The organism is Pseudomonas sp. C2.3V (genome assembly GCF_058536325.1).
This window is the reverse complement of sequence record NZ_JBZUBN010000002.1, coordinates 263099-287567: the sequence shown is the minus strand read 5'-3', so window position 1 is coordinate 287567 and position 24469 is coordinate 263099. Positions and strand designations below refer to the sequence as shown.

Here is a 24469-nt window from a genome sequence, read left to right as displayed (position 1 = left end):
AGGTGAGGCCATCATCCACCAGCGGCCTGGCGCCCGGTATCAACCAGATGGTTGAGGTCGGCAGGAGAACGCTCACAGAAACAGGTGCCGGATCAATTCAGTGCGGTTCGTGACGTTGAACTTGCGATACAGGTTATTCAGGTGCGTTTTAACGGTCGGCAGTCCCATATCCAGATGCCGCGCAAGCGCCTTGTTGCTCAGGCCGTCTTTGAGTGCCAACGCAATGTCCTGCTCTCGAGGCGTAAGGCCGGTCAGGCGGGCTGTCTCGCCAGGTTCATGGATGAAGGCCAACGGCAGCGTAAACTCCAGCAGACTTTGCAGGCCTGTCAGCCGCTCTATCTCTTCGGCTGTAAATGCGCCTAGTGCCCGTGTGCGCAGAAGCGAGATACCAAATGCCGGCCGTCCGGCCTGATAGGTCAGGATTTCGATGACATCGCAAATGGAGTAGGTATCGAGAAAGGTGGCGTATCGGCGCGAGCGATGTGCTTCTTGCCGAGTCGCTGCCACGCTGAGGGGAACGACTGCCAATCCCAGTTCGTGACAGCAGATGGGCCGCAGCGGATCAAATTCGCGATAGACGTCCAGGTAGCACTGATGTACCTGAGGCGTCATAGTCAGCAGCTCGTAGTGGTGAGCCTCAAGCTGCTGATTTACCTGATAGAGCACGGCAGAGGAAGCCGGTACGATTCGCGTTACCGCCTGTAGGCATCGCTGTTTGCCTTCAGTGGCCGGCATCATGACGAAGGTCTGCCAAAGCTCTGATTTATGCAGCCGCGAGGTAGTGTTTGACAAACCCATCACTGACGACTTCCCACAAGACAGGTGTGCCCTTGGTGACAGACCAGCTGTCTCCGGTCTTGTAATGGGTACTTTTGCCCGTGGATTCGTCAGTCAGGATGACCTCACCATAGACAACCGTTGCCTGCTCATTGAACGGGTACACCATTCGGAACTTGCTTTTAGTAGTACCAAAATAAGCAGAGCTGACCGGATCGGTCGGCGCACCAAAGGTCATCTTGCCAAAGCACTTGCCGTCGCCTTCTAGGATTTCCGAACCCAGATCCGCCACGGTGCCCCAGGCTTCAAGATCGGTCAGTGCGGTGCCTTGTTTAACAGTGAATAACGACATGAAATGGTCCTTTTCGTTAAGGGGAAATATCAGCGGCGGCCTGTCATGTAGCCGGCGCTCTGATGCATGATCTTGCCCAGGCTGCAGATAACCGGGCGGAAATGGTCCTTGCCTATGATGTTGCTATGGCGAACCGAGCTGATCAGGTCGTAGCGGGCAGAGCCCTCGCTCATGCCCTCAGCCAGAACCTTGCAGATAATGTGGCTTGGCGTTACGCCGAAGCCTGAATAGCCCTGTACGTAGAACGCATTGGGCCGGCCGGACAAGGTGCCGATCTGGGGGAATAGATTGGCACCGCATGCCATCGGGCCACCCCAGGCCAGATCGATCTTCACGTCCTTGAGGTACGGGAAGATCTTGAGCATCAGATTGCGGTTCCAGGCCTTCAGGTCTTTGGGGATATAGTCGAGATAAGGCGTAGCAGCGCCAAATAGCAACCGGTTCTCGGCCGTAACGCGGTAATAGTCAATGACCGGGCGGATATCGCTGTAGGCCCCACGGATTGGGCTGATGCGTTCGATCAATTCATCCGAGAGCGGCTCGGTCATGATCTGGAACGCATAGGTGTTGATCGTTTTGGTATGGAGCTCCGGCTCCAGCTTGTTGAGGAAGCTGTCGCATGCCCAAAGCAGCTTGCTTGCCCTGACAGAGCCCTGCCCGGTGCGCACAGTGATCCGCTCACCATACTCAACGGCAAGGGCAGGGCTGTGCTCGAAGATCTTGACGCCATAGCTGGCTAGCGCCTTGGCCTCGCCCAATAGCAGGTTAAGTGAATGAACATGACCGCCGCCCATGTGCAACAGGGCGCTGGTATAGGCTTCCGATCCAATGATGCGGCGGACTTCCGAGCCTGTCAGCAAGGCAATCTCGTGGCCGGAGTTCAGTGATTTGAACTCTTTCTCCCAGGTGCGTAGTGTCTTTTCCTGGCGTGCGTTAAAGCCCATATAGCCGTAGCCATGATGGAAGTCCGCATCGATATTGTATTTCTGAATCCGGCCCTTGATGATGTCAGCGCCTTTGTCACTGATCTCGAAAATAGTCTTGAGGCCGTCTTCACCTACTTGGTTCTTGATCTTGTCCAGGTCATGACCAATACCCGCCATGATCTGTCCGCCATTACGGCCCGTGCCGCCAAAGCCCAGGTAACGACCTTCGAGCACCACGATATTGGTGATGCCTTTCTCGGCTAGCTCAAGAGCGGTATTGATTCCTGAAAAGCCGCCTCCGATCACAACGACGTCGGCTTCGATGTCCGCATCGAGCGTTGGGAAGCTCAGATTGTATTTCTTGGTAGCGGTGTAATAGGTAGGCGTTTCTATTGTAATCATGGGACTGCCTGGACGAACGAAAATAAAAGTGACCGTTTGAGCCACGCTAGCAAGCTCATGCCTCTATTAATGCAGCGTTCGGGTGGCAAGAATTGTTCCTGGCTGCCATGGGACTTGATCCTCGCTGCCGACCCGCGTTGACAGCATCCAAATCGTCCGCAACGACGTGATGTTGTGCAGCGGGCTCATCTACTAATGTGTAGCGTGACGTACCGTTTTGCGTCTTACTGCCGAGCCGCCATACCAAGCAGGTATCACTTATGTGGAGGTTACGGGTTTGATCGGGCAAAAGGGGGAGGGGTAGCATTTGCAGGTACATTATGCGTACGAGGCTGGAGCGCAGCAGACGGATCGTCCTGATGAATCGATACGCATCGGTGAGGCTTACGGCCCGCTCCCTCAAAAGGCGCTGGGAGTACCGCTCAGACGCTAGGCACCCCCTAGTTAGCTGCAAGCCGTTTAAGAAACGTCGTCGTTAGAGGCCTCCTGCACAAACACATCTCCAAGCCTTATTGTAATTTGTTTGATAATACCAGCCCATAAAAGAGCTTTCCTTTTCAGCCACCTATTGGGTAATAAACAGGGCAAGACAGGCGCCCAAAAGCGTGGTACGCGTCGCGTATCAGAGAATTGGCCTGCGTTCGGGCAAAATAGCGTTAAAAGAGCTGGTAGCTAACCGTCCAGTCGCATGTCGGGGTCTCCACGGCAACGACCATCAACCGATCACGGCCTTGGCCGTCTGGTTTGCTTGCAGAAAACAGGGTCGACAGGCGATTTCCATACACCGAGCCTTTATCGAGGCGCCAGGAGCGACCATAGCTTTCAACGCTTTGCAGGCACTCCAGTATCAGCCGGCCGGCCGGCTCCTTTAAAAGCTCGTACGTATTGCTAATAAAGTGACTCATACCTTGTTTGCTCCCTTTCAGTTCACTTCACCACCCGAACCCAAACTGCTCCCTGATACAACAGGCAGACCTTATCGCTAGACATGATCGCATCGTGAAAATTTCGTGAAAAAAATGTAAATAGATTATTGGCTGGCTGCAAAGCACGGCGTACAGTCTGGATACGGAAATGCCAGAGTTCGTTGATATGGATCAGCCTTTTCCACGCGGCTACCCAGGTGCGCTTGATCAAAGTGCTGCAATGACATGCCTATCCCTTATATGAGCCCACCCATGAGTATCCAGCCTGCGCCATTGAAGCCCGAGAATCCGGACCAGCCGACCCTTTACAGTCGCACCGCTCAGTCGGACATCGAAGTCTTCAGGTTTGAGCAAGACGCAATTATGGTTGTGCGCAGTTCCGGCTCAGAAGCGTCTGAATCCACAGGTGAGGTTGATACTGCCGCGCTGCAGGCTCTGCTGGTTTCGCAGGAGATAAATGTCTCGCGAGCTTTTCTGCTTTGTCAGAAACACCCAGGCAGCTGGGCCTGTTATGACTATCGATGCGGTGAACTCTCAGCGGTCCGATTGCTGGAACAGGATGGTCTCAGCGTATTGGCTTACATTTGTGATGAGTTGGAACTCAACGAGTATCCACGGGAGCTGGTGGATCAGATGTGCCGGAGCGAGGCGGGCAAGGTATCGTGACAACTACAGGCGATACCTCAGTTAAGTTCGAGTATGCCCTCACGAACAATCAATAGCGCCAATCCTATCAACGCTAATCCTTCAAGCTGAAGCATAGGGTCCAGCGGGTCGAATGCCAGGCAGCCTGCACCGCTCAGGCAGAGTAATGTACCCAGAGCAAACAGCATTGCGGTTATCCTCCGTGATCATTATCAGGATCTGCTTTTACATTACGTAGTCATTTTACCCTAAGCCGTACGCCCTTTCAGTGGGTCGTCAAGTGATTCCCAAGTAAGGACGAAACGGCGCTGCAAGGATTGACAGGCATTAAATTAAAAATGGTTACCTGAATGTGTGGGTAGCGTGCTCTGGCTGGGACTGGGTGACAGGCCAGCCACTGCTTTCAACGCTCGTGTACTGTATGGGGTCTGATGAAAACTTTATAGTCACGGTGTTCAGAGATTTTTAAGGAGCCAGTCATGACGTTTGCGCGGCTTTGTCGTAGCGCGGTTGTCGTTGCGTTGATTCTCTATGGGGTTCAAGGTGTACGAGAAGGTTTCAATCCCCTTCACTGGTCCTCTCGAGACGTATTCGTCCTGCTAAGTGCATGGGCAATTTATCTGGTCATCCTGGTGGGTGAATCATGGCGTCGGGGACGGCATCAGCGATAAGCCTGTTCAACAAAAGAGAAGTCCGTCACAGGTGTGTGCGCTTAACTGCAATCAGGTCGACAAGCGGTCTGTGACTTGGTGAACTTGTGGAGGCAATTTGACACTTATATGCCAGCATTGCGTGCCATCTCGCAATGCTCCTTAATGGTCAAATAGCAAAACGCAGGTGATGTGATGCTGGCGCGAGTAGTTGCTCTTTTGGTGTGCATGGCCACAGGATTGATAGTAGCAGACTGGCTGGGACTGATAAGCAGGGTTTCGGCGCTTACACTGTCTGGCACCCTCAGCGTTGTAACGATGCTTTTTGCGTTAACAATCTCCGCACTCTACATCTATACCCGCCTGGATTGATTTCGTTCCATCAGGTTGCCTAGCGCTGGATAACCGGCAACGTGCTCAGAACTATTCATTGACTGAACGATACTGCAAATAGCACAAAGGGAGCCTAAGCTCCCTCTCAACCATGCTGCACGATGCCTTTTGTTTTTCTTGTATGGCCCTAAGCAACCTCTGGATGCTTCGGATGCATTATGTTGTCTTTAAGTGAACGGATTACTTTAGACACTTCACAAGTTCTAAAATGATCAGTTCGCTTCGCCACTTTCAATCTTGTTTTTGTTGTTTTGAAGTGATCTGTTTTATTTGTTGTTCTTGTTATACCAGGAATAAAGCAGGTGCCGTGCCAACTTTAAAAAATCGTTATTAATCAGTGGCTTGAAGGTTTGGCCTGTTTTGGTGTTCCGATGCTGTTCCTGATTTCGTTACGCATTGACCCAGCACTGTCACCATGGCGTAACAGGATTGTTACGAAGGGCTTATGAGGCAGTTACCGGCAGGCTCAAACACATTGGGTCTTCAACAGCTCAAGCCCGAACGCCTTCTTCTCTTAGCCACTGATTGATCATTGCATGCGTTTTCGGCGCAGGCGTGATTAAGCATAGAGGGCTTCCGCTGGAGCCTGGACGATGTTGATGCAGGCACACAACTCCATCGTAACGAACGATCCCCCGGGAGCGGATAAGGGTATCAATCGCCTGATGGCTATTGTTAACGTCTTGTCATCAATCATGTGCCTGTCTGAATGCCATTATGCAGCGCACTAACGCGACGGTCGCTTGTCCCACCCCCTAATGAGCTCGTTGGAGTCGAGCCTGTATCTGGAATAGGGGAGTCGGAAGGCATTCCATGATTGTTTACATTGTGATGAGTAGGCGCGCCGTATGATGCTGGTGCTGATTGTCGTACTGCCGCTGCTTGGCAGCCTGTTACCTGTAGTGTTTGATCGGGGCGGTCGACGCCTGGCTGCCATTGCGGCCTCGATACCCGCGGCGATTGCCTTCTTCATCCTGTTGAATTTGCGCTCCAGGTTGGCAGAGGGAGCCGCCATCACTGTTTCGTACACATGGCTGGAAAACCTGGGCTTCAACCTGAGCCTTCGTCTGGACGGGCTGAGTTTTCTTTTTGCCTTGCTGATTCTGGGGATCGGCCTTCTGGTCATTCTCTATGCGCGATACTACCTATCGTCTGAGGAGGCCATTGGACGATTCTACAGCTATCTGCTGGTATTCATGGCAGCCATGCTGGGGGTCGTTCTTTCCGAAAACGTGCTGCTGATGCTCGTCTTCTGGGAAATCACCAGTCTTTCCTCGTTTCTGCTAATCGGTTTCTGGTCCCATCGCTCCGACTCGCGACGCGGGGCGCGAATGGCCCTGACGATTACTTCAGGCGGGGGGCTTGCCCTGTTGGCAGGCATACTGTTGCTGGGGCACATTGCAGGCAGCTTCGAGCTGAGCCAGATCCTGGTTTCCGGCTCACGTATCGTCGAACATCCTCTCTATCCGCTGATGCTGGTGCTGATTCTGCTAGGTGCCTTTACCAAGTCTGCCCAGTTTCCGTTCCACTTCTGGCTTCCTCACGCGATGGCAGCGCCCACGCCTGTTTCAGCCTATCTGCACTCAGCCACCATGGTTAAGGCTGGCATTTATCTCATGGCACGCCTGTATCCGGCTATTTCGGGTACAGATGAGTGGTTCTATATCGTCAGCCTTACCGGGTTGGTTACCCTGGTGCTTGGGTCAGCCATGGCCTTCTTTCAGCAAGACCTTAAAGGGCTGTTGGCCTATTCCACCATCAGCCATCTGGGCCTTATCACCTTGCTGTTCGGGCTGGATACCGACATGAGTTCGGTAGCTGCCATCTTCCACACCATCAACCATGCGACGTTCAAGGCCTCACTGTTCATGGCAGCCGGGATCATCGACCATGAGACCGGTACGCGTGATCTGCGTCGGCTGGGAGGGCTCTACCGGTACATGCCGCATACGGCACTGCTTGCAATCGTCGCGTCGTTGTCGATGGCAGGAGTGCCGTTACTCAATGGTTTCCTGAGCAAGGAAATGTTTTTGAGTGAGACCCTGGAGCAAGGGTTGCTGGGCCCGTTCAACTGGGTCATTCCCGTCGTCTCCACTATTGCCAATCTGCTCACCATGGCATATTCCGTACGCTTCATTCATCAGGCGTTTCTAGACAAGACGCCTGATCCCTCGGCAATGCCTCACTTTCCACCCCATGAGCCGCCGTTCTGGATGCGCGCGCCGGTCAATATCCTCGTCTTGCTGTGTGTTCTGGTAGGTCTGATGCCTGAGCAGACCGTAGGCGATCTACTTGCGCTGGCGGCACGGGTTTCATTAGGCGGACCGTTACCCGAATACAGTCTGACCCTCTGGCATGGGTTCAATCTGCCTCTTGTCATGAGCCTTATTGCGCTGGGCGGTGGCGTACTGCTGTACTTTGGAATGCGGCGTCCGCTGTTTCGCCTGTATAACCAACTTCCTGATGCCGAAGCGCGGGATGTGTTCGAGGGCGCAATCCAGTGTCTGGTCCGGCTGACCGTTCTGTTTACCGAACGTGTAGAGAACGGCTCGCTACAACGATACATGACGCTTATGCTGATAGGCGTACTGCTCGTAACCGGGAGTGCCTTGTGGGATCTCGAGGTAGTGACGGGGCCGGTGGCGATGACTCCACTCGACCCGGTTACCTCGGCAGGGCTGGTGATTCTTATGGCCGCCTCGATTTCAGTCGTCTTGTTCCACCGTCGGCGGTTGCAAGCCATTGTCTTTAGCAGTGTAGCCGGATTGATGGTGTCTCTGCTGTTTGCCCGGTTCTCGGCGCCTGATCTGGCATTGACTCAGTTGTCGGTTGAAGTTGTCACCACGGTCCTGCTGGTACTGGCACTGTTCTTCCTGCCCTGGCATACACCGCGTGAGTCCTCCGCACTGCGAAGAGGACGGGACGGCCTACTGGCGGTGGGATGCGGTGGGTTGGTTTCTTTGCTGGCCTATGCGGTACTGACGCGACCCTACGAGAGCATTGCGCAGTTCTTCCTGGACCGGAGCGTACCGGAAGGCGGCGGCAGCAACGTCGTCAATGTGATTCTGGTGGACTTTCGGGGGTTCGATACGCTGGGCGAAATCAGCGTACTGGCGATTACCGGCATCGCCGTCTACGCCATGCTAGACGGGCTAAACCCCAAACTTCCCGAGCGGGGGCTGGGTGGGTACCCCTGGATACGTGATCGGCACCCTCTGATGCTCAAGGTTATGGCCAAGCTCCTACTACCGCTGGCCCTGCTGGTTTCCGTCTTTATATTTCTGCGTGGCCATCAGCTGCCCGGTGGCGGCTTTATAGCTGGCCTGATCACAACGGCAGCATTGATCCTGCAGTACATTGCCAGTGGGCTTCGTTGGACGACTGCACGCTTGCCTCTCGATTATCGCCGCCTGGCAGGCAGCGGCATTCTGCTGGCCGGGGCGACAGGGCTGGTCGCATGGTTGTTTGGCAAGCCCTTCCTGACCTCTGGGTTCACGCACCTGCATATTCCAGTGATCGGTGACGTCGAACTGGCCAGCGCGACGCTGTTTGATCTGGGCGTATACCTAACCGTTGTAGGCTCCTCGTTGCTGACACTGGCGCATTTGGCCTCAAGCGGCCGACCGCAAGAGGAGGGCGTGTCCTGATGGAACTGTTTTTTGCCATCACCTTGGGTGTGCTGACAGCGAGCGGTGTTTACCTGATGCTACGTGGACGTACGTTCCCGGTCGTACTGGGAATGACCCTGATCACTTATTCCGTGAATCTTTTTCTTTTTGCCATGGGGCGCTTGTCGACCGGTGCTGCTCCCATCATTGGTCAAAGCCAGACCTATGCTGACCCCTTGCCCCAGGCGCTGGTGCTGACTGCCATCGTCATCAGCTTTGCGATGACAGCATTCGTGCTGGTGCTGTCCATCCGTGCGGTTTGCGAACTTGGAAACGATCACGTGGACGGAGAGGAACAATGAGCCATGTGATCATCCTGCCGATTCTACTGCCGCTTTTCAGCGGGGCGGCCCTGTTACTGTTCAATAGCATGACATCGCGAAACAAACGGTACTTTTCAGCGTTGGCTACCTTTCTGCTGATCCCGCTGTCAGCGTGGATGGTCACTGTTGCTGCCCGCGATGAAATCGTAACCTACACCCTCGGTAACTGGTCGGCTCCCTTTGGCATTCTGCTGGTGCTGGATCGGCTGAGTGCGATTATGGTGCTGATTACATCGGTTCTGGCGAGTGGTGCCATACTCTATGCCTGCCAGGGCGACGATGCTCGCGGCCCTAATTTTCATGCGTTATTCCAGTTTCAGGTAGCTGGCCTGAATGGTGCCTTTCTTACCGGCGACCTGTTCAATCTGTATGTCTTCTTCGAAATCCTGCTGATCGCCTCCTACGCGCTGCTGTTGCACGGCGGTGGCAAGGAGCGCACAAGTGCGGGCCTGCACTACATACTGCTTAATCTCCTGGGCTCGTCGTTGTTTCTGGTGGCCGTAGGCGTGCTGTATGGGCTGCTAGGCACCCTGAATATGGCACATCTGTCTGAACGCATCGCACAGGTAGGGCCGGACGATGCCCCCCTGATTGCAGCCGCTGGGCTCCTGCTACTGTTAGTCTTTGCACTCAAGGCGGCCCTGCTGCCTCTTTACTTCTGGCTACCACGTGCCTACGCAGGGGCAACGGCTCCGGTCGCTGCATTGTTCGCCGTTATGACAAAGGTCGGTGTATATTCGATTTTGCGTATCTATGCGCTGCTGTTCGGCCCTGACGCCGGAGCATTATCCCATCTGGCGCAACCCTTGCTGTGGCCTCTGGCCTTGCTGACCCTTGCCCTGGGGTCCATTGGTGCCCTGGCGGCGCGCCAACTTCAGGAACTGGTGGCTTATTTGGTGCTGGTATCGGTGGGGCTGCTGTTGGCTGGTATGTCGCTTGGACGTGTGGAATCGATCTCGGCTTGTCTGTTCTACTTGATTCATACTACATGGATTACCGGAGGGCTCTTCCTGCTCAGTGATATGGTCGCCAGGCAGCGAGGGGAAACCGGGGCCCGACTGGAGAAAGGGCCTACCCTGCGACAGCCCATGCTTCTGGGCAGCCTGTTTTTCATTGGGGCGGTGTCCATAGCGGGCCTGCCGCCGTTTTCAGGATTTTTTGGAAAACTGCTGATCCTGAAGTCTGCACCACTTTCGGAGGCGCGCTGGCTCTGGCCGGTATTGCTGATCTCCAGTCTCGGCCTCGTCATTGCATTAAGCCGGGCGGGCAGTACGGTGTTCTGGCGAGGCGGTGAGGACATCGCCGGGCAGGAGAGGGCAAATGGCTGGCGCCTGTTAGCCGCGATAACGCTGATGTCCGCCAGTGTCCTGCTGGTAGTCGTCGCAAAACCGCTGACGCTTTACCTTGACCAGGCTGCGCAACAAATCATGTCTCCAGCGGCTTACGCCAGTGCTGTATTACAGGAGGGTAGCCGATGAGCCGATTGTTTCCGCATCCATGGTTAAGCGCAGTTCTGGTAGTGCTCTGGTTGCTATTGGTCAACAGTATCAGTCTGGGAAGCTGGATTATGGGTCTTTTCCTGGGCTGGGCTATTCCACGGTTATGTACTCGAATGTGGTTCGAGAACGCGCGGCCCCAACACGGCTGGCTGACGATTAAGTTGCTTCTTAGAGTTACCAGGGACGCACTCGTCGCTAACATTCAGGTAGCTGTACTGGTCTTGGGGCCGACACGGCGGCTCAATCCCATCTTTGTCGAGGTGCCTGTGGATATTCGGGATGACCTTGGCCTTACCCTGCTCATGAGTATCATCTCGCTGACGCCTGGAACCGTATCGGCTGAACTCAATGAAGATCATTCTCTCATTCTGGTTCATGCACTCAACGAAGAAGATCCCGAGCAGCTGATTCGAAGTATCAAAACGCGTTACGAGCAGCCGCTGATGGAGATATTTCCATGCTGACCATTGTGATTCCCATTTGCCTGGCTCTATGTACGATTGCCGTGCTGCTGGCGTTTATCCGGCTGGTACGGGGGCCACATCAGTCCGATCGTATCCTGGCGCTGGACACCCTCAACATCAACGCGATCGCATTGATTGTACTGTTTGGCCTGTGGCTGGACTCAAACCTGTTTTTCGAAGCGGCGCTGATCATTGCGTTGATGGGGTTTATCAGCACGGTCGTACTGGCCAAATTCATTACCCGTGGTGACATCATCGAGTAAGGAGACATATGAACCCATGGCTTGAAGGTATTGTTTGTGTATTACTCCTGGTGGGTAGCGTATTTACGTTGATTGGCTCGATTGGGCTGTTACGGCTGCCTGATTTCTTTACCCGGCTGCATGGCCCAACCAAGGCCACGACGTTGGGCGTAGGCAGTACCGTCATTGCATCCATGCTGTATTTCACGACCCAGCACGATGGCCTGAGCCTGCATGAATTGCTGATTCCCCTGTTTTTGTTCATTACCGCGCCCGTCAGCGCTCAAATCCTGTGCAAAAGCGCAATGCAACAGCGATTGAAACGCACCGAAAAGACCAAAGGCGAACCCTGGCAGCCTTGAGCCTATGTAAGGTGCGGCGTCTGCAGACCGATTGAACGTGCGCCTGTCTTCCGTTGAATTCTACCGATAGCCTTGCAAGGCGTGGGAAGCGCAGCAGAGCGGGTCATGACTCCGCAGCTGGCCGCCGCGCTCATGCTTTGCCCGTCGCGCTATAGACCTGCCGTTGTCACGAAGAGCCAGAACGTCGCAGGGCTGGACCGTATATCGTCGATGGTTTAGTGAACGACTCCGGCCCGTTGCCCCTCACATCTGTAGGTTTTGAATACCTCATACACCGGCCAATGCACCAGACAGGGGGCGTTATGTTTTTCGATAGTTGGAGTGGGTTGATCCGGGTCATCGTAGTCGGAACGGCGGCCTATGTCTGTTTGATTGCGCTTTTGCGTATCTCGGGCAAACGGACATTGGCCCAGCTCAATGCCTTTGATTTTGTCGTGACGGTAGCATTGGGCTCAACCCTGGCTACCGTGCTGTTGTCGTCCAGCGTGGCGCTGGCAGAAGGGTTGACTGCGTTCGCGCTGCTTATTGGTCTGCAGTATGTGGTTACCTGGAGCAGCGTTCGCTGGCCAGCTGTGCGTAAGCTGGCCCGATCGTCGCCGTCCCTGTTGGTTTACCAAGGGAAATGGATGCATGACAACCTACGGAGCAACCGTGTCACGGAAGATGAAGTCATGCAGGCCCTGCGGACTCAGGGAAAAAGTGCATTGAATGAAGTCGGTGCGGTGGTGCTTGAAACAGACGGCAGTTTTTCCATCCTCCAAAATGCACCTGAGCAGGCGCTTTGAGAAAGGCGATAGCAGCGGCACTCAATCAGTACTCCCGCTCCAGTTCGGCCCGTAGCTGCTCAAGTCGCCGCCGGTCTTCGTCCATTGCCAACGCCTGGCTGGCACGCGTGTAGGCCAGCTCGCTTTGCCTGACAGCAGCGACGCGCATTGCATCATTATCCAGGTGGCTAAGGGAAAAGAGTGCTTTTTGCAGGCGTATGTTTACCTCGATCATGGCTGCGCCATCCCGTGCGATTGGGGTAAACAGATCGTCGAACAGGTCATTCACGTCAAGGGGCCTTATGTAAATGCGGCTTAAGACCTGTTCGACTGGAGGTGAACATTCAGGCCGATTTGCCACACAGGCGAGTACTCTCACCGCGCGTCCAATGACATCAATGGCTGTACCCTGATCATTGAAACCTGGGGACAGCGCTCGTGAGGCGATCTCGGCCATTACCGAAAGGCCGAAGCGAGGATCATGTTCAAAAGTACGTTGCTCACCCATGACAAAGGCATTCCGGAACTCGTCGTCACATTGCTCATTGAGTCCGTCTACCCATGCTAAAGGGCAACCAGGATCAACGAAACTGCCAGGCAAGACATTCACGTATACGCGACTTCGCTCATGTTTGGTCAGCTCCGCCAGAGCCGGCATGTCCAGATGCTGTATATACCCAATCCGGTTTGCGTATACAGGGCGGCCTAGGGTTTTATAGAAGGCGTTCTCCGGTAATGGATTGCCGCCCAAGTAGGGTTGCTCCAGGCGGTGCTGTAGCGCCTTATGGGTGACACGTTCAACTTGGGCTGTGGTTTCGCCTACCCGACCCAGGCTGCTTAAGCGATCAATCCAGCGTAGCAGGGCATAGATAATCAGGACGATGACCGAAAGCGTTACCGCAAACAGAATAACGCGCCCCTTGGCGCCATAGAGCCCAGTACTTAGCGCAACGATTCCGACAAGACTGAAAATAAACGACCCAATAAAGGTCGAAAGAGCATTTTGTGTAGTAGGGTCCTCTACCAGTAAAGAGGTTGCCCGTGGGGTAACGTTATTGGTGGCTGAACTGTAGGCTGATACTGTGGTGCTTAGAGAAAAGGTAGTAACGGCCAGCATACTTGACGCAATGATGCCCAAAATATTGTCAACGGCATCGGCGCCGATCTTGGTAGGAAGCTCATCTGGAATGTACGGGGCAAACACTAAGGCCAGTAGAGCGGTCACAACGCCCAATACCGAAAAAAGCGTTGCCCTAAACCAGGGGCGCTTGCTCTTCCTAAGTAAAAACCATTTCCATCGTTCGACCATTGCTCCGCTCCATCAACTACCCAAGTTTCTATAGCGACCCGGCGCTCATGGGTGGGTTCGGTTGATGTCCTCTTTTCCTGTGACTGGAGGAGCGGTGTCATGCCGTGACCAAACGAAAAGTTGATCTGCTCTATTACTTGCGGCGTCCCTTGTTGCATGACCCAGTCGCTCGTTTAATGCATAGGTTGCGCAACCTATCTTCAGCTCTTGCCTCGTTGCGCTCCTGGAGATCTCTATTACGCTGAAAATGATTTCGCGTAATCATTACAGGTGTTTCATGAGCGTCAATGCAAGAGCGATTCCCCTTTCCCTGGTGTGCCTATTGGCCGCCTGCTCCAGCGGCGGTAATACGGACTCCTATGTCACCGCGCCCGGTGCGCCCAAGCAGGCGATGACCAAGACCCTGGAAACCGGTGCCGACGTGTTGCAGAGCAAGCCGCCTATCGAAGCCCTCAATGCCTACCTGGACGGTTTCCACTTCTACAACGGACACCCACATGGGCAGATGGAGGCTCATCACTACTGCTCGGTCCTTAACGAACAGGTCATCCAGTGTGTCATTTATGACGGCAATACCAGGGATGCCAAGATCATGGGCGTGGAGTACATCATCGATGAGGCGCTCTTCAAGCAGCTGCCTGCCGCGGAGAAAGCCTTGTGGCACAGCCATGTCCACGAGGTGAAATCGGGGCAGCTGGTAGCACCCGGGATCCCCGAACCGGCGGAGCATAAGCTGATGGAAAAGCTTGTTCATACGTATGGAAAAACCTGGCATACCTGGCACACCGACCAGGACAAGACGCTACCGCTGGGTGTCCCTCAGTTGATGATGGGATTTACTGCCGACGGCCAAGCCAATCCACAGATGGTCGAGGCGCGTGATCGTCGTATGGGCATTGACAGCAAGGCGAAAAAAGCTGCCCGGGCCGATATCGTCGCTCCGGCCATCGATCCCGGTGCCGATGCCTGGCAAAAGGGAAGGATCATCCAAATCAAGGATCCCACTGGGTCTCAAAATCATGGCGCGCATTCGCAGCCCTGAAGGTAAACCGACCCAGGCATGGTTTTGTGCCTGGGTCGATTGCACAAGGCTTAGCTCAGGCGGTTATAGCCGCCCGGTACGCCCCGCTTGGATAACACCCACTGCCACAATTGGATATTCCGGGCGCGAAAGGCGGCAGCGCAAGACTGCAGATAATACGTCCACATGCGATAGAAGCGTGTGCCGAGTTTTTTCTCAAAGCTTGGCCAGGCAGCATCGAAGTGCTTGAACCAGGCCATTAGCGTCTTGTCGTAATCCGCTCCGAAGTTATGCAGATCTTCAGCCACAAATAATTCATCAAGGGCATCGCCTATTTGACCAATCGAGGGGAGGTCTCCGTTAGGGAAAATATATTTGTCGATCCAGGGATCTGGAGCGGAATGCCGCTGATTCTTGCCAATGGTATGAAGCAGAAAGAGCCCGTCATCCTTCAGGCAGCGATGAGCGACCTCCATAAACGCCCTGTGATTCTTGCGCCCGACGTGCTCGAACATACCAATGCTGACAATATGGTCGAAGGTATCGTCCAGGTCACGATAATCCTGCAACCTGAATTCGAGAGGCAGGCCCGCATATTTGCGTTTGGCAAATTCGGCCTGTTCTCTTGAGATCGTTACCCCCACACACATGACACCATAGTGCTCCGCTGCGTAGCCCATGAAACTGCCCCAGCCGCAGCCGATATCCAACACCTTCATGCCGGGACGCAGGCTGAGCTTTCGGCAGATGAGGTCAAGTTTGGCTTCCTGCGCAGAAGCAAGGTCCGTCGCATTTTTCCAGTAACCGCAGGTGTACGTCATCCGCGGATCCAGCATGGCGGCATAAAAGTCATTACCGAGATCGTAATGTGTTTGCCCAACCTGCCAGGCACGGCTTTGGGTCTGAAGGTTGAACAGTTGACTTCTCAGGTAATGAAACACCAGCCGCGACGGCTGTATGCGCGAGGACAAGTCTGCCTTCAGGATGCGGTAGATGAATTCATCCACCCGATCGACATCCCAGTCGCCATTAACGTACGTCTCGCCCAGGCCCAGGTTGCCTCGAGCAAATGCCTGCTCTGGAACGCCCTTGTTATGTAGCCGGATGTCCCAAGGGTTGGAACCGTTGACCTTGATTCCAGCAAGATCGAGCAATTCTTCGAAGTAGTCGAACGTTCGGGTATGGTCGGGACAGTAAAGCTCTTCATCCTGATGCTTGTGCGAAACTATAGCCATGCGCCTTTATCTCCTTGATCCTGTCAAAGTTGCTCATGACTTCCGTGAACGTACTGCTCCTTTTGATTGAATAAAATGTACAGCGGATGTGGTAGGCCAAAAGAGTGCTTTGAGTGAAATAGTGTTTTTCTATTTATATGAAACGTGGAGTGCACCTGGCCTCGAAAGTGCTCTCGCTGAATACACATTTTGTAAAATTTACTGATGGCATTTTGTTTAATAAGTTCGCGACGAGGCGCAGGAAAACGCTTCCATGAACATTAAGTTCGCAGGGAGGAGGAGCGAAAAAATAGCTCCAGGTAGAACCACGCTCCTGAGCTGACGTACCATATTTCTCCTGCCCGCGCTTTTGCGCAGCGGCTTCATACCCCTTGCTATTGCCTCGGAGTCCCATGTCTGTTCGGATCTGTGTTCTCGAAACCGATATTCTTGTCCCTGAACTGGCCGAGCTGTACGACGGCTATGGCGCCATGTTTGTTCGTCTGTTCGAGCAGGTGCCGGAGCAGGTTGAATGTACGGTCTATAACGTCGTTGAAGGCCACTACCCACCGGAAGGCGCCCGTTTTGATGCGTATCTGGTTACCGGCAGCAAGGCGGACTCCTTTGGCGAAGAGCCCTGGATTCAACGCCTCAAAACCTATGTGCAACAACGTTATGAGCACGGTGACAAGCTCCTGGGTATCTGCTTTGGTCATCAGCTCCTGGCCCTGGCGCTAGGAGGGGTGGCCGAACGCGCCAAGGGAGGGTGGGGAATTGGGGTACAGCGTTTCGAGGTCGCGCAGGGCTTTTCCTGGCAGCAGCCTCCGCTGGAGAATGTCACGCTGATCGTCTCGCATCAGGACCAGGTCACGGCGCTGCCTCCCGCTGCGCAGTGCCTGGCCAGTAGCGCCTACTGCCCGAATGCGGCGTTCGTCATGGGCGATCAGGTGTTGTGTTTTCAGGGGCATCCGGAATTTGTGGCCGAGTATGCGAACCGGCTATTGGTAAGGCGCCAGTCAGTCTTTTCCACCGAACAATACGAGACGGCTGTAGCCTCGTTGGAACAGCCTCATCAGGGCGCCCTGATCGCGCAGTGGATGGTGAATTTTGTGGCAGCCCCTCGTAGCTAATAAGCCGACGCGATAAAAAAAGGCGGTCTGAAAAGACCGCCTCGGTGTCAAAGCTTAATCATGTGTTGGCGCCTCGTAAGCGACCAATGCCGAAGAACAACAGGGCCAGCAGCGGCAGGCTACTGCCCACCAGAACGATAGCTGGCCAGCCGCCTCGTTCATAAACAGTGCTGGCTATCGCCGACCCTGTGGCACCTCCAATAAAGATGCTGGTCATGTACAGGCCGTTCAAACGGGCGCGGCTCTTGGCATCGAGCATATAGACGGCACGCTGACCCAGAACCATGTTCATCTGCACGGCAAAGTCGAGCAGGATGCCGGTTATTGCCAAGCTGACGACCCCATAAGGTGAATGAACCAGCGCTGGTAGAAAACTCAGGGCGGCAAGCAGCATGGCAACTGCCGAGGCACGATGGGTATGGCCTGCATCGGCAAGGCGGCCTGCAATCGGTGCAGACACTGCGCCGACAGCACCTACCAGAGCAAAGACGGCAATCTGGGTTTGCGACAGACCGTAATGGCGGATCAACTCAAGGGGCGCGGCCGTCCAGAAGAGGCTGAAGGCGGCAAACATTAACCCCTGATACAGCGAGCGCTGGCGTAGTACGGGTTCACGGGTGAAGAGGTGAACCAGTGACAACAGGAGCTGGCCATAGTGTGCCTGGTGGGACGGTTGACGTGCGGGAACCACTTTCAAGACCACGCCGGCAATCGCCAACATGATCAACGCGCTGATAAAAAACACGGTACGCCAGCCGAAGTGATCGGCTATCAGGCTAGAGGCCGGACGTGCCAGCAGGATACCCAGCAGCAGTCCGCTCATGATGGTGCCCACAATGCGCCCACGTGACTGTTCGGGAGCAAGATGGGCTGCCAGCGGAATCAGTATCTGTACGGCTACCGAGCTGACACCAATTAGCAGCGAGACCACTAGAAAGACGCTGGGCTGGGTCGTAAGGCCCGCCGCCATCAGCATGACAGCCGAGGCGAGAACCGTGATAACCATCAGACGACGATTTTCCAGGAGATCGGCCAGCGGAACCAGCAGAAGCAGCCCCAGGGCATATCCGATTTGGGTCAGCGAGACGATCAGGCTGGCATCGTGCTCGCTAAGCCCGACGGCGGGAGCGATCAGTTCGATGATGGGCTGTGAGTAATAGAGATTGGCAACAATGGCGCCACAGCAAAAGGCAAAAAGTAATACCAGCCCTTTTGAGAGAGTCGTAGGGAAATGCTCATGTTCGATCATCGATGCAGTACTCATTAGGATCTCCTGGCAAGGCAACGGTTATTCAATTCGGTTCAAGGTCTTTTCAAGAAAAGCGACGGGCAGAATGAAGCAGGACCCGCTTATTCGATGCGAGCGGGATATACGATCAAGTTTCTCGGGGGTCAGCCTGTAGGGCTGATGATCTATAAGGTTGCGTTTCAGGTAGTTCCGATGAGCTGTTAAGTCGGAAGTGATAACGCTCTTTTCTTATCTTCGCGTCTGGTGCGGATGTGCGGTTGTTGCAAATGGACTCCACGCAAGGCACTACCCGATTGCCTGTATCCGCACGACTACTACCGGTCCCAAACCTGGAACAGAAAGCAGCCTGGGTGATGTTCTGGTCATTTGAATGCATGACGGGTGCCTCGTTCATCATCTTCAATGAGGCATACGTTAAAGAGTAGGGCAGAGTAAGAGAATCGGACTGCAGAGCAACGCAGCGTTGCGCCAGGGGCAATGGCTAGCTGATACGCAGGCTGGAAAGACGTTCCTCGCAGAATTCGATAAAGGCACTGACCCGCCTTGAGCCGCGCCGATTGGGCAGATACAGCGCCGAAATGGCGGCACTGGCCTGATTCGGATTGACGTCATGATCCGGGAACAGTCGAGTCAGTCGGCCGCTCTCGATATCGGCCTGTACCAGCCAGTCGGCCAGTAGGGTAATGCCACCATCTGCCAGCGCGACCTCATGCAGGACTTCGGCATTATTACTGCGTAGGCGTCCTTTGATAGCTACCCGACGGGTTTCGCCTTGTTTGACGAATGTCCATGTCTGTGGGGTTTTGCTAAAGCTGAAGCGCAGACAGTCATGACGAGTCAGGTCTTCTGGCTGATCGGGACACCCGCGCCGTGAGAGATATACAGGACTGGCAACTACGTAACGCTGAAAGTAACCGAGCGAACGGCATATCAGCTCATCATGGGCGCCAGGTGAACCAAGCCGTATGGCCACATCGACCCGGTCGGCAAAGAGGTCTACAAGCGTGTCCGTCAGCTCCAGTTCCAAATCTACCTTGGGATAGCGTGCCAGAAAGGTAGCCAGGAAAGGGGCAAGATAAGCTCGGCCAAACGCCGTAGGGGCGGTGACCCTGAGCGGCCCGGCAGGCTCAGTACCCTGGTCGTGAACCTGGGCATCGGCTAACTCCAGATCTTCCAGAAGCTGTCTGGCCTTGATGTAATAGAGTGAGCCTGCCTCAGTTACGGTGACTTGACGCGTGGACCGGTTCAGCAATGTCGTTCCCAACTCCTGCTCGAGTGCATCCATTAGGCGTGTAACGGAGGAGGTAGCAACGTTCAGCGATCGCGCTGCGGCCGAAAAGCCTTTCGTATCGACAGTCTCTACGAACCAGCGCAGCGCCAGGAACTTGTCCATTGCAGGTTTCCATAAACGTAACTGAGAGACGGGCATCATAAAGCACCCGCCTTGGAACAGAAGGGGCTCGATAGGCTGATATCAATCCCAGGCCGGTGCAAGGCCTGGCGGGTTGGTCTGACGCAGTCCTCTGTCAAGGCCGGACAAGGCAGCCATATCCTTGGCCGCCAGGATGATGCCGTGAGCGGCAAAATTTTCTACCAGATGCTCCTTGCGCGTCGCGGTAACCACGGCGGAATGACCTTGCTGCAGTGTCCAGGCCAGGGCGACTTGTGCCGGAGTGATGGCCATGCGGTGTGCAATCTCCAGAACAACCGGGTCTGTTAACACCTTGCCTTTTGCTAGCGGAGAATAGGCTGTAACGGCAATTCCGTGTCGCTGCATCAGATCAACAGGCCCACGATTAGCCTGATAGGGGTTCAACTCGATCTGATTGGTAGCAATAGACTCAGCGCCAATCGCCGCTATGGCCTGCCGCATCAGGGCGCGCGTGAAGTTGGCTACCCCAATGGATCGGACTAGCCCTGCGTCCTTCGCCTCGCGAAGAGCCGTCATATACTCGGCGAGAGGAACCAGGCCCTTCGGCGAAGGCCAATGGATCAGCGCCAGGTCTATATAGTCGGTTTTCAAGCGGCTCAGGCTTTCGCGCAAGCCCGGGATCAAGCGATCACGGCTTAAGTTGTCGACCCAGAGCTTGAGCGTTAGAAACAGCTGTTCCCGTATGACGTCGCTTTGGGTAATGGCGCTGGCGATAGCCACCTCATGCCCGTCGACCTGCGCAATATCGATGGCGCGATAACCTACGTCCAATGCCATCCTCACGCATCGCGTGACAGCCGTTGGCGCTAGGTGAGACGTCGCTAGACTCACTGCGGGCAGCGTCATGAGGCCTCCGGCAGGGCGCCGCGGGTAGCAGACCCTTCATTCCAGGCGTCAGCATGAGTGGTGCACGACATCCGCTGAGCCACAGGTAGCTGTGCGCTACGACACGCAGGTGAATAAGGAGACCGATTGAACCGTTGTAAAGACGGCAAGGCTGTAACGCTGGATGGGTGGGCTAAAGACGCCTCGACTGGGTGTTCTGCAAAAAGCTGATTAGCCGGCTGCGAACGATGACTGATTGTTTGCTGATTGAAATGTCTTGTCTGACGCCGGATGGTATGGCGTTTTAGACGATGCGCCGCCAGCAGGGTTGCAGCAAGCAGCAGCCCAGCAGCAGCCAGACCGGTAAACAGGTATTCCTGAACCATGTCCAGCGCCAGAAACACCGAAGTCTGAAAGGTATGCCCCAACAGGAGTGCGGAACCGGCCCACAGTATTGAACCTAGGGTGTCGTACACGAGAAATTGAGCCAGCGACATTCTTTGCGCGCCTGCCATCAATGTGGCGACTGCTCCCATGCCGGGTACGAATTTGGACACCAGCAACCACCGTGCACCCCGTTCGGTGAAGCGAGCCGAGCAGGTACCGGCGTTCTTGCGGTGAGAGAAGGGTAGTTTTGCTAACCATGTGAGAATGCGCTCGCCATGATGGCGCCCTGCCCAGTACCAGGCGAGATCTGCCAGAACACAAGCCAGCGAAGCGAGAAACAGAAACTCGACCAGCCTCATGGGAGCGTCGGCAGAGGCGCCAGAAGCGACCAGAAGTGGATAGGAAGGTAACGGCGCGCCCAACTGCTCGGCGAAGACATTCACGAACAGCAACACGGCATTTCCAGTCAGCAAGGCGTTCATCACGGACGACATGGCAGCGAGTCTCTTTGATCGTGCAGGGCAAGGTAGTACGCCCGCTGGGGGCGTACCGTAGGTTCAGATCAGACGAGGGCGAGGCGGCGCTTGGAGCGAACACCGTCCAGGCTGAGGGCGCCGCCGCCGAATGCAACGATCTGCAACAGGCCACCGGCGATTGCGATGTTCTTGAGGAAGTGGATCAGCTGGTTCTGGTCGGCAAGATTGTTGTGAAAGACCACAGCCGTCAGGATGGTGAAGCCCGCCATGATGGCTGCCACCCAGCGTGTTCTGTACCCCACCAGCAACAGGCTGGCCAAACCTATCTCAACGCCGATTGCACCCAGGTAGGCCAGGAGTGGAAAGGGCATGCCGGAGGCCCCGATGTAGCCCATGGTTGCCGCAGGCGCTGCCAACTTGCCGATACCGCTGAACAGAAACAGAGCACCTAGCAGCAGACGTCCAACAGTGGCGGTAAAGGCTTGAGAGGAGTTTAGGGTAGTCATGTTCAGTTCTTCCATTAAGGGTTCAAGGGCTTCGCCGAGGTGCCGAAGCGGGTATGGAAGAAAGCTTAATGTCGCCCGTTTAAATGAGTAACTAGGTGAAAAACGAAAGATAGTCACATTTTGGTGGACAATAAACCCGAAAGCTGCTTCTTAAATAGAGCTGCCTGACCTCGGTCAATGAAGTAATACAGTGATAGGCGCACTTGAAAGCAGAGGAACGGCCTAAAAAAGCGCAATCAATAGCACATACGTTCCAAACACAGCACAACCGTTCAAGCTCCCGCGGCGCACTTCGACAAAAGTTGTCGTACATTTATTGCAGCTGGAGAGCTACCATGCCAACCGCCATTGCTGCCCCCGGAAACGGCCTGATTGATCCCTTAAACCGTACGTTATTCATGCACATTCCACATCTATGCCACCTTATTTTGAGGTTCGCATATTGGGTGGCTTTATTGGGAGTAACCTGCTGATTACCTTTGCATCGGCGCCTTTCATCATGCCAAGCGTGACGCGTTGGTTCGTGAGTTAGCCTTACATTCGGTAAATGAGCAGGAGTAGCACCATGACCTCTGTCGTTATCGCCACGCTTGGCTCGGTTTCTTACCGTAGGACCCAGGTAACGGTATCCATCGCTGGTTAAGGATCTGGCCTACCCGAGCCGCATATCCGGTTCAGACCTTCCACGGATTTTTACTGTTGTCACTGGGCATGCGCGGTGGGCGAATGTAGTTATCTATCCGCAAGCACAATAAGCCTAATAACCTTTGCATGCCTCCAAAACGCTAGTTGTGGAATTGGCATCATCAGGATCTTGAATGTCGGGCCTCGATTCCGCGAACAATCACAAAGGCAATCAACGCAACGACAAACACGACAAGATACATCCAGGCGATACTTTGTAATGTCTCGATCAACGAGCGATAGATCTCGAGCGTCCAGCGTTCTGAATTAAGCACCAGTACCTGAGCATCCGTAGTCGGCGCGCTGATATAGCGCTCAAGGTCGTAGATTCGCACGCCACCTGAAATACCTACCACAAAGCTGGCGAACGTGATGTATCGATGCCAGGCGCTACTGACGTCATCCTTGATAATTCGGGCCAGGACAGCCTGGGTCGAATGGTTGAACAAGACGACGACTGTGGCGGAAGTGATGAATGCAACGACAAAGGTGGCGGCCAGTAGAGAAAAAAACATAGAGCCTCTCGGTTGCTATGTATGAAAGGGCATGTCCAGGCGGAAGCGTGCGCCGCCCAAGGGTGAGGTGTTTGCAGCTAATGTCCCGTTTTGAGTCTCGATCGCTCTGCGGCTGATGGCAAGGCCAAGCCCGAAGCCGCCTGTTGTACGGTCGCGGCTGCGGTCGAGCCGGTAAAAGGGCTCGAAGATCTTTTCATGCTCTGCCTCCGGGATGCCAATGCCGTCATCTTCAACTGTGATCTGATAACGATCCTGATCCAAAACACTTACGCTCAGGCGGATGCGGTGGTTACAGTAACGAATGGCATTTCGGATCAGGTTCTGTAATGCTCTGGCTGTCAGACGAGGCTCCAGACTTACTCGCTGTTTCTCTATCGCCATGTCCACCTCCAAGAGGATTCCACGCTGCTCCAGTTCTTCAGCGAACCCTCCAACGATGCTATCGATAAACTCACCCAGATCGAGTTCGACCCGCTCCAACTGAGCGGCCACGCTGTGCAGCCGACTGTAAGACAACAGCTCCAGTACCAGTTCGTCCAGCTCGCGAACGTGACGGGTCATGTCCAGTAGGCGGGTACGAGAGGCTTCTGGAATATCTTCGGACAACGCCAGGGCCAGGCCGAAGTCGAGCCGGGAAAGCGGAGTACGAAGTTCATGGGATACCGCATTAAGCAGCTCCTGCTGCTGGTTGAGCAGGCGCTCGATATCGGTGGCCATCGAGTCGAATACATGGCCCAGCTCGGCAATGTTGGACCGTGAGGAGAGGTGAGTTCGGGCAGACAGGTTTCCCCTGCCCAATGCCGAGGCGGTACGCCTCAGCGATTCCAGGTCCCGCCAATGAGGACGTAGCCAGAGCAGCAGGCAGGCCAGAAGCGCTGCGCCTGTCAGGACGTTCATGGCCCAGAACAGCAGATTGATATCCAGCGGAAGGGGGGGACTGGACTCTTCTATGAAATGCTCATTGTCCAGCGGAGCCAGGACTGTATCAGGCAGGCCATACTCACCGAGGTGTATGACCATGAGCCCCTGTTCAAGTTGTTCGCGTTCATCCGGGCTCAACTGAGCGTTTGCCATTTCTCGAAGACTGACCTCAAGCGGTGCAAAAGAGGTCTTGAGTTCCCTTTCCAACTGATCCCATTCTGTTTTGGGGCGCTCCAGGAATTGTTGCTGGATCAAGGCCATCTGACCTCTGAACTGATCCAGATTCCACGCAACGTAACGATCTTTGGATAATGAAACGACAAGTTCGGGCACTACATAGTTGGCGAGGCTGAAGGTAATCAGCACCACCAGGTATAAACGGATCAGAACCTTCAGCATGACCGGTG

25 protein-coding genes are annotated in these 24469 nt (G+C 54.7%); 11 read left to right on the top strand and 14 right to left on the bottom strand.

Translation table 11 applies throughout. The features are described from left to right. Positions 1 to 72: 72 nt before the first annotated feature. From AC4LF3_RS21110 to AC4LF3_RS21095, 4 genes are all read right to left on the bottom strand, one after another. Positions 73 to 738 (bottom strand): helix-turn-helix transcriptional regulator, encoded by a 666-nt coding sequence (locus tag AC4LF3_RS21110; protein ID WP_491836647.1) that lies wholly within the window; start codon positions 736 to 738, stop codon positions 73 to 75. Between the two features lie 25 nt (positions 739 to 763). Then, entirely contained in the window at positions 764 to 1129 is a 366-nt protein-coding gene (locus AC4LF3_RS21105) for a cupin domain-containing protein (protein WP_074826021.1), read from the bottom strand. A gap of 29 nt (positions 1130 to 1158) precedes the next feature. Further along, positions 1159 to 2457 carry an NAD(P)/FAD-dependent oxidoreductase gene (locus tag AC4LF3_RS21100; protein WP_019366256.1) on the bottom strand — a complete coding sequence of 433 codons (1299 nt, stop codon included), beginning with the start codon at positions 2455 to 2457 and terminating at the stop codon, positions 1159 to 1161. Positions 2458 to 3113: 656 nt separating this feature from the next. Further along, the gene (locus AC4LF3_RS21095; protein ID WP_010799045.1) at positions 3114 to 3362 is read right to left on the bottom strand and encodes a hypothetical protein; all 249 of its coding nucleotides are present in this window, start codon (positions 3360 to 3362) and stop codon (positions 3114 to 3116) included. 273 nt (positions 3363 to 3635) lie between these two features. On the opposite strand from AC4LF3_RS21095, the gene AC4LF3_RS21090 reads away from it, so the two are divergent. Next, complete coding sequence (locus AC4LF3_RS21090) at positions 3636 to 4049, top strand: hypothetical protein (RefSeq protein WP_407363756.1); 414 nt, start codon at positions 3636 to 3638, stop codon at positions 4047 to 4049. Positions 4050 to 4066: 17 nt separating this feature from the next. Here the strand turns inward: AC4LF3_RS21090 and AC4LF3_RS21085 are convergent, their stop codons facing one another. Beyond that, positions 4067 to 4216: a hypothetical protein gene (locus AC4LF3_RS21085; protein ID WP_010799047.1), complete on the bottom strand. Its 150-nt coding sequence runs from the start codon at positions 4214 to 4216 to the stop codon at positions 4067 to 4069. A 291-nt stretch (positions 4217 to 4507) separates the two neighbouring features. On the opposite strand from AC4LF3_RS21085, the gene AC4LF3_RS21080 reads away from it, so the two are divergent. The 8 genes from AC4LF3_RS21080 (at position 4508) to AC4LF3_RS21045 (ending at position 12414) form a co-directional block, all read left to right on the top strand. After that, positions 4508 to 4699 (top strand): hypothetical protein, encoded by a 192-nt coding sequence (locus AC4LF3_RS21080; protein WP_010799048.1) that lies wholly within the window; start codon positions 4508 to 4510, stop codon positions 4697 to 4699. A gap of 1220 nt (positions 4700 to 5919) precedes the next feature. Then, entirely contained in the window at positions 5920 to 8718 is a 2799-nt protein-coding gene (locus AC4LF3_RS21075; protein ID WP_491836644.1) for a monovalent cation/H+ antiporter subunit A, read from the top strand. Continuing rightward, complete coding sequence (locus tag AC4LF3_RS21070; protein ID WP_122043745.1) at positions 8718 to 9041, top strand: Na+/H+ antiporter subunit C; 324 nt, start codon at positions 8718 to 8720, stop codon at positions 9039 to 9041. The genes AC4LF3_RS21075 and AC4LF3_RS21070 overlap by 1 nt, the downstream gene beginning before the upstream one ends. Further along, positions 9038 to 10540, top strand: coding sequence for a monovalent cation/H+ antiporter subunit D (locus tag AC4LF3_RS21065; protein WP_491836642.1), 1503 nt, complete (start codon positions 9038 to 9040; stop codon positions 10538 to 10540). Before AC4LF3_RS21070 ends, AC4LF3_RS21065 begins: the two co-directional genes overlap by 4 nt. Continuing rightward, positions 10537 to 11025, top strand: coding sequence for a Na+/H+ antiporter subunit E (locus AC4LF3_RS21060; protein ID WP_122043742.1), 489 nt, complete (start codon positions 10537 to 10539; stop codon positions 11023 to 11025). The genes AC4LF3_RS21065 and AC4LF3_RS21060 overlap by 4 nt, the downstream gene beginning before the upstream one ends. Further along, a complete protein-coding gene (locus AC4LF3_RS21055; RefSeq protein ID WP_010799055.1) occupies positions 11019 to 11288 on the top strand; it encodes a K+/H+ antiporter subunit F in 270 nt (89 codons plus the stop codon). Before AC4LF3_RS21060 ends, AC4LF3_RS21055 begins: the two co-directional genes overlap by 7 nt. 8 nt (positions 11289 to 11296) lie before the next feature. Beyond that, positions 11297 to 11629, top strand: coding sequence for a Na+/H+ antiporter subunit G (locus AC4LF3_RS21050; RefSeq protein WP_010799056.1), 333 nt, complete (start codon positions 11297 to 11299; stop codon positions 11627 to 11629). Positions 11630 to 11931: 302 nt separating this feature from the next. Next, a complete protein-coding gene (locus AC4LF3_RS21045; protein WP_219652163.1) occupies positions 11932 to 12414 on the top strand; it encodes a DUF421 domain-containing protein in 483 nt (160 codons plus the stop codon). A 25-nt stretch (positions 12415 to 12439) separates the two neighbouring features. On the opposite strand, the gene AC4LF3_RS21040 is transcribed toward AC4LF3_RS21045, so the two are convergent. Beyond that, positions 12440 to 13702, bottom strand: coding sequence for a DUF2254 domain-containing protein (locus AC4LF3_RS21040; RefSeq protein WP_491836639.1), 1263 nt, complete (start codon positions 13700 to 13702; stop codon positions 12440 to 12442). 277 nt (positions 13703 to 13979) lie between these two features. On the opposite strand from AC4LF3_RS21040, the gene AC4LF3_RS21035 reads away from it, so the two are divergent. Further along, complete coding sequence (locus AC4LF3_RS21035) at positions 13980 to 14744, top strand: OBAP family protein (RefSeq protein ID WP_491836637.1); 765 nt, start codon at positions 13980 to 13982, stop codon at positions 14742 to 14744. 50 nt (positions 14745 to 14794) lie between these two features. Here the strand turns inward: AC4LF3_RS21035 and cfa are convergent, their stop codons facing one another. Then, positions 14795 to 15958, bottom strand: a complete 1164-nt coding sequence (gene cfa / locus AC4LF3_RS21030; protein WP_491836635.1) for a cyclopropane fatty acyl phospholipid synthase — start codon at positions 15956 to 15958, stop codon at positions 14795 to 14797. Between the two features lie 392 nt (positions 15959 to 16350). Between cfa and AC4LF3_RS21025 the strand changes: the two genes are divergently transcribed. Next, positions 16351 to 17067 carry an amidotransferase gene (locus tag AC4LF3_RS21025; protein ID WP_074825991.1) on the top strand — a complete coding sequence of 239 codons (717 nt, stop codon included), beginning with the start codon at positions 16351 to 16353 and terminating at the stop codon, positions 17065 to 17067. Positions 17068 to 17125: 58 nt separating this feature from the next. Here the strand turns inward: AC4LF3_RS21025 and AC4LF3_RS21020 are convergent, their stop codons facing one another. From AC4LF3_RS21020 to AC4LF3_RS20990, 7 genes are all read right to left on the bottom strand, one after another. Further along, positions 17126 to 18331, bottom strand: a complete 1206-nt coding sequence (locus tag AC4LF3_RS21020) for an MFS transporter (RefSeq protein WP_407363776.1) — start codon at positions 18329 to 18331, stop codon at positions 17126 to 17128. 466 nt (positions 18332 to 18797) lie between these two features. Next, a complete protein-coding gene (locus tag AC4LF3_RS21015; protein ID WP_074825988.1) occupies positions 18798 to 19709 on the bottom strand; it encodes a LysR family transcriptional regulator in 912 nt (303 codons plus the stop codon). A gap of 81 nt (positions 19710 to 19790) precedes the next feature. Next, on the bottom strand, positions 19791 to 20594 hold the full coding sequence (gene dkgB, locus AC4LF3_RS21010; RefSeq protein WP_491836632.1) for a 2,5-didehydrogluconate reductase DkgB: 804 nt from the start codon (positions 20592 to 20594) through the stop codon (positions 19791 to 19793). Further along, entirely contained in the window at positions 20591 to 21454 is an 864-nt protein-coding gene (locus AC4LF3_RS21005; RefSeq protein WP_312271660.1) for a DedA family protein, read from the bottom strand. Before AC4LF3_RS21005 ends, dkgB begins: the two co-directional genes overlap by 4 nt. Before the next feature lie 68 nt (positions 21455 to 21522). Further along, the gene (locus AC4LF3_RS21000) at positions 21523 to 21942 is read right to left on the bottom strand and encodes a DoxX family protein (RefSeq protein ID WP_491836630.1); all 420 of its coding nucleotides are present in this window, start codon (positions 21940 to 21942) and stop codon (positions 21523 to 21525) included. A gap of 806 nt (positions 21943 to 22748) precedes the next feature. After that, positions 22749 to 23141: a hypothetical protein gene (locus AC4LF3_RS20995; RefSeq protein WP_219652181.1), complete on the bottom strand. Its 393-nt coding sequence runs from the start codon at positions 23139 to 23141 to the stop codon at positions 22749 to 22751. A 15-nt stretch (positions 23142 to 23156) separates the two neighbouring features. Next, entirely contained in the window at positions 23157 to 24461 is a 1305-nt protein-coding gene (locus AC4LF3_RS20990) for an ATP-binding protein (protein WP_491836628.1), read from the bottom strand. Positions 24462 to 24469: the final 8 nt, after the last annotated feature.